6 protein-coding genes (1 of these 6 cut by a window edge) are annotated in these 5,869 nt (G+C 42.9%); 4 read left to right on the top strand and 2 right to left on the bottom strand.

Annotation, left to right across the window (positions count from 1 at the left end; translation table 11 throughout):
- Positions 1–1,093 carry the end of an alanine--tRNA ligase gene (gene alaS, locus QC759_RS00705; RefSeq protein ID WP_048071727.1) on the top strand. The gene continues 1,646 nt to the left of window position 1, outside the view, so only the last 1,093 of its 2,739 coding nucleotides appear in the window; its start codon lies off the left edge, out of view; its stop codon occupies positions 1,091–1,093.
- A gap of 107 nt (positions 1,094–1,200) precedes the next feature.
- On the top strand, positions 1,201–2,454 hold the full coding sequence (locus tag QC759_RS00710; protein ID WP_048071728.1) for a methanogenesis marker 16 metalloprotein: 1,254 nt from the start codon (positions 1,201–1,203) through the stop codon (positions 2,452–2,454).
- Between the two features lie 48 nt (positions 2,455–2,502).
- Here QC759_RS00710 and QC759_RS00715 read toward each other — a convergent pair whose 3' ends face one another.
- The gene (locus tag QC759_RS00715) at positions 2,503–3,039 is read right to left on the bottom strand and encodes an NTPase (protein ID WP_048071729.1); all 537 of its coding nucleotides are present in this window, start codon (positions 3,037–3,039) and stop codon (positions 2,503–2,505) included.
- Positions 3,040–3,124: 85 nt separating this feature from the next.
- The gene (locus QC759_RS00720; RefSeq protein ID WP_048071730.1) at positions 3,125–3,880 is read right to left on the bottom strand and encodes a zinc ribbon domain-containing protein; all 756 of its coding nucleotides are present in this window, start codon (positions 3,878–3,880) and stop codon (positions 3,125–3,127) included.
- A gap of 307 nt (positions 3,881–4,187) precedes the next feature.
- Here QC759_RS00720 and heR point away from each other — a divergent pair, with 307 nt between their 5' ends.
- Positions 4,188–5,009: a heliorhodopsin HeR gene (heR, locus tag QC759_RS00725; RefSeq protein ID WP_048071731.1), complete on the top strand. Its 822-nt coding sequence runs from the start codon at positions 4,188–4,190 to the stop codon at positions 5,007–5,009.
- Positions 5,010–5,078: 69 nt separating this feature from the next.
- Positions 5,079–5,831, top strand: coding sequence for an alpha/beta hydrolase (locus QC759_RS00730; RefSeq protein ID WP_277896928.1), 753 nt, complete (start codon positions 5,079–5,081; stop codon positions 5,829–5,831).
- Positions 5,832–5,869: the final 38 nt, after the last annotated feature.

Below are 5,869 nucleotides of genomic sequence, written 5' to 3' on the forward strand. Positions count from 1 at the left end.
TGCTGAAAAATTGGATGGAATTGTCCTGCACCGTGTGGAAGAAGAAAAACTTGAAAAAATCAGACACCGCACTGGTTCCACCCTTAAAGGAAAAATCGATTGGGGTCGCAGGATAGCCCTAGCCCGTAACCACACCGCCACTCACCTGCTGGTGGCCGCAGCCCGTAAAGTTCTGGGGGACCACATATGGCAGGCCGGGGCACAGAAAGGTGTTGAAAAATCCAGAATTGACCTGTCCCATTATCAACGTATTTCTCCCGAAGAACTCAACCAGATTGAATTACTGGCCAACCAGTGGGTAATGGAGAACATTCCCCTTCAAACCCAGTGGATGGACCGTACCGATGCCGAGAGAAAATACGGCTTCATCCTCTACCAAGGAGGAGTGGTACCTGGAACCAGTATCAGGGTAGTTCAAATACCCGGCGTGGATGTACAGGCCTGTGCCGGGACACACTGCGATTTCACCGGCCAGATCGGCATTATAAAAGTCAACAGAACAGAAAGAATCCAGGATGGAGTGGAACGCCTGGAGTTCTCTGCGGGTGAAGCTGCAGTCCAATCCATGCAGAAAAATGATGCACTGCTCAAGGAAAGTGCCACTGTATTTAAAGTGGAAACTAACCAGCTGCCCCAGACCAGTGAACGGTTCTTCACCGAGTGGAAGGCCTTCAAAAATGAAATTAAACATTTGCAAAAAGAAGTAGCCAAACTTAAAACCGGATCCCTCGTTGATCAAACTGAAAAAATTAATTCCCTGTCTGTTTTAACCCAGGAAGTGGAAGCAGACATAGGGGAACTGGTTAAAATGGTTACCCAGCTCACTGATGATGGTGGGGTGGACGTGGTTGTTCTTGGTAATGGAGAGGGCAAAATTGCCGGTGCAGCATCCCTCAAAGCTTTAGACCGAGAAATCAAGATCAACGAGATCATTAAAGAAGCCGCAGCCATCATGGGAGGTGGAGGCGGTGGAAAACCTAACCTAGCCCAAGGAGCTGGACGAGAAGGGGATAAAATTGGTGATGCACTGGAGTTTGTTTACAACACCCTGAAGGACAAGTTAGCCCAGAAAAACCTTAATGGATTTGGATAAAACCCAAATCACTGATTGGAATAACCATAATAACAGATTTGTAAAAAAGCTAAAATAACAGATTATTGGTCTAAATCTAAAACACATTGACCTTTCAGGTGAATACATTGAAAAAAACCATTCAAGATATTAATCAAAAAATCAAAGAGGGAAAAGCCATTGTACTCACTGCAGAAGAAGTGAGCAGCCTGGTTATGGCGGGTGAAGAACCCACCGCCCAGGATGTGGATGTGATAACCACCGGTACCTGCGGTATCATGTCGGGAACTGCCGCCCTATTCCATATACCCGTTGCCGAGCCAGGATCTTTCAAAAAAGCTCACAAGATCACCCTAAACGGTGTGCCCGGATTCCCCGGACCATGCCCCAACGAATGGTTAGGTTCTGTTGATTTGATGGTCTACGGAACTTCCCACAGCATCACCGATCCCCAGTATGGTGGAGGATTCCTATTTAAGGACCTGCTTCGAGGTGAAGAGATTGAAATTGAAGTGGAAGATGTGGAAGGAAACACCATAAAGTCCACCGCCAGTTTAGATGACTTTGGCACCGCCCAAATGATTGGAACCCGTTTCGCCTTTAAAAACTACACTGCATTCACCAATCCCGGTGAAGATTCTGTTTCATCCATATTCAATGCCATTAACATGGAAGGGCCCTTTAAAGGAATTTCCTTCTCTGGTTGTGGCGAACTTAACCCCCTGCAGAATGACCCTCAATTGAATTCCATGCATAAAGGTGACCGGTTATTAATAAACAACGGTGAAGGATTATTTATCGACACCGGGACCCGTAGCACTCCAGAAAAACCGAATATGATGATAACTGCTGATATGAAGGATATGGACCCTCATTATCTCGGCGGTTTCCGTACAGGAGCCGGGCCCGAGGTCTACAACAGTGTGGCCACCGCTATACCCATTCTGGATGAGGAAATTCTCCAGAGGACCTTCATTAAAAATGAGGATATAGTTCTACCCATTGCCGATGTCAGAGGTCGACACAGTGTTTTAAGCCAGACTAACTACGGAGTTTGGCGGGACGTTGATGAAAGACCCACTTATGAAAGGGAAATGTGCCAGAAATGCAGCACCTGCCTGGTTGAGGAAAGATGCCCTACCCATGCCTTCCAGAACCAGGAATTGAACCGGGTACGCTGTTTTGGTTGTGGAATGTGTGCCTACTCCTGTCCCTTCGGGACCTTCCAGATGAAAAGGGGAAAGATCACCATGGACTGGGAAGGTCAGGAAAAAGAATTAGAAGTTTGCTGCCGACAGTCTGATATCAAAAGAGCTCGGGAAATAGCCAGAGAACTTAAAACCCGGATTGAAAAGGGAACATTTCTATTGAACCCCCTTTAATTATTTTCCTTTTTTGGTCATAGCCTTTTTAGGCCATAGATTGATACACTACTCTGCACTGATACATTCTAAAAGTCCCAATATCTCTTCCAGGACCTGATTCCTGTTTTCTACAGTCAAATTAAAAATAACAACATCTTCCCTGTTCTTCACCTTTAGAATAAATGGGTGGCGGGATCTCTGGTGGATAACTGCCACCACTGGTTTTTTACTTTCCAGTACCTCCCAAACCACCGGGGAAAAAGAACTACTTTTCAGTTCCATGGGTGCAATCTCGTCTATGAACATGTAATCAGAGGTTTCAAGGGCTTTTTCCAGGGCCAAAACTCCTATTTCCCGAATATCTTCCAGATTAACCCTGTATTTACCAATAGTTGGTCCTTTATCACCTTGCACACTGGCCAGGATTCCTTTTCGACCAGAGGCTATGTCCAGGATATGAAATCCTGTTCTTTTACCATTTTCCAGTATTGCCGGGCAGTGCATTCCCCCAATGGAATATCCCTGGGCCCGAACCTTGTTTTCTATTTTAAAGAGGATGGTGGTTTTACCCACTCCAGGGGAACCGGTTATCAGTATGTTCATGGTATCCAGATGTGATCTTGTAAGAGATTTATGACCTTAAAGGCAGCGATTAAAAAATTTTAAGTATAAAAAAAGGGAATCCTCATCAGATGATGTTCTTTAGGGTAGTGGAGAAGAAAATGAATCCTAAAACCAGGCCCATCAAGAGTGCCATTACTAAAAATAGAACAATTGTGCCGGTCATAGAGCTCTTTTTCTCTTGCGATCCGTAATATTCGTCCAGATCATAACCTCTTTTCACTTTATTCCCCCGTTTATAATAATTTTTATTAGAATTTGATTTATAACCCTTATTTTTTTTATGTCGGTTATAATAACCCTTATCCCCCTCATATTTTCTTTTATAAGGTTTTTTATTTTCATATCCGTTATCATACTCCTTATTATAACCCCTCTCACCAGAATCATACTTATTATCTGACTCATATCCCTGTTTGTAACCTTTGCCTCTTCCAGGAGTCTGTTTAGTAGGAGATGAATACGGATTACTTTGATTAGTGTCCGGGTGATCATCAGTATGGTCCTCAGTTAGGTGGTATTCTTTAAAATCGGCACCCTGATGATCTAACTGATTATGATCCTTATTTTTGTCTTTAAAATTATCAAAATCCTTATATTCTCCAACTATCTCATCATTTTCATGATATGCTTCATATGGATCTTTATCATAGTCATCCCAATCCTGATAGGGTTCCTGGAAGCTCTCCTCTTCAGGGGAGTATCCACCACGCAGATACTTCTGCTGGAGAGGCTTCTCACTAGAGTTGAAAACTTCCCGACCACAGTTAGGGCAGTACCTCTCCTTTTTCCCTATTCGAGCACCACAATTTTCACATATCATCCTGAACCACACATACCATCCCCAGATCTGGAAGTGTTTAATTGCGATTTTCAATTGGGCTTTATGGTAATAATAAGAACCATTACGCCAAATTTCATATAATTTATGATTATAATTTTATCTAAACATACATAAATCATTTTCCAGTTAAAATAAGATGGTATTACCACGGAAAAGCCATTCCCTAAAAATTATAATTAATAGGTTAAGACATGTGCAGGCAACTATTTTTTTAAAAACAATTTCAGGCGACCTATCATTTATTAGCATTATCCATCAAATAATAGTAAGAAGGGGGTATTTCTTTATGGATAATGAGAGCAGAAGGAAAATAATTGCCGAGTCGCCCATTACCTTTGGGGGTTTGAAGAAGCTAAATATTGGTGCCGGTGCACTGCACCTTATCCAGGGGTTGATCATGATTGCCCTGGGTTTGTGGTTGACCTGGACACAGGATATCTACACTTTCTATATTAAATTTAAGATACTGTCCCTTGCACCACCAAGTTTTCAAATTGCACCTGATCCAACTGTTGCTTTCACAGTCAGCTACCTGGGAGTTATACTTGCCTCGTTTTTACTGATTTCAGCCATTGCCCATTTCACCATTGCCTTTTTAAAGAACAAAAGTTACAATGAAAACCTTAAAAAGGGCATGAATCCCTACCGCTGGTTCGAATACTTCTTCTCCAGTTCCATCATGCTGGTAATCATTGCTACCTTTGTAGGAGTGTGGGATTTATGGTCGCTGGTGATGATCTTCGTTCTCAACGCGGTTACCATGCTGTGCGGATACCTGATGGAAAAGATCAATTACTACACCAAAGAAACAGACTGGTCCGCCTATCTGGTGGGATGTCTCTCGGGATTTGTTCCCTGGATAGTGCTGGCTGCCTATTTCATCGCCGCCCTGGGATCCACTGAAACCAATCCACCGACCTTTGTCTACGCCATACTGGCCATATACTTCATAATGTTCAACACTTTCTCCATTAACATGGTCCTCCAGTATAAAGGTGTGGGAAAATGGAAGGACTATCTCTACGGTGAACGAGTGTACATTATTCTCAGTTTAATTGCCAAAACTGCCCTGGCCTGGCTTACCTTTGTGGGCATATTTGCACCGTAAACATTCTGTTATTCCCCAAAATAGAAGAAAATAGTTTCATAAGTAAGGGAACAGGTACCCGAGTGGAGGATGTGGGAGTTGGGAGTTTTAAAATCCAGGAAAAAATTAATCCTAATAACAATACTAGTAATAGTCCTTATAGGGGCCGCTGGATTTATATACTACGTTTCTGATTATTACCCTGCAGATAGTTATGCCTTAGCCGCTTTAAACTCGACTGAATCATACACTGTGTCGAATACTCCTGATTTCATTACTTTCACCCCCAACACTCCTAAAAACTCCACGGGGATAATAATTTACCCCGGTGGCAAGGTTCAAGCTGAATCTTACTCCATTATAGCTTCTAAACTGGCTGAAAATGGATATATCACCGTAATTGTGAGAATGCCATTTAACTTAGCATTTTTCGGAAGTGAAAAGGCAAACACGGTAATAGCCAACCATCCGGAGATAAGTTCATGGGTGATGGTGGGTCATTCCCTTGGTGGTGTCTTTGCCTCCGATTACGCCGTGAACCATCCCGAGAAGATAAGGGGAGTAATATATTTAGCCAGTTACCCCTCAGCTAATGCCTCAAACGCCACCTTCAAAGCCTTATCCCTTAGAGGATCACGGGACAACCTAACCCAACCCGAAGATATATCCAAAAATTTGGATAAATTCCCCAAAAACACCCTCTTCACCACCATTGAAGGGGGAAACCACTACAACTTCGGGAATTACGGAACACAATCCGGAGACAACAACAGTACCATAACCCGTGAAGAACAACAGAATCAGACATTAAAGGCCATATTGGAGTTTTTAAAAACCCTGTGAGAAACAAAAACTAACTGGGAACTAAACTAACTAGAACT

The sequence above is a fragment of the Methanobacterium formicicum genome (assembly GCF_029848115.1).
In the GTDB taxonomy this organism is placed as follows: Archaea; Methanobacteriota; Methanobacteria; order Methanobacteriales; family Methanobacteriaceae; genus Methanobacterium; species Methanobacterium formicicum.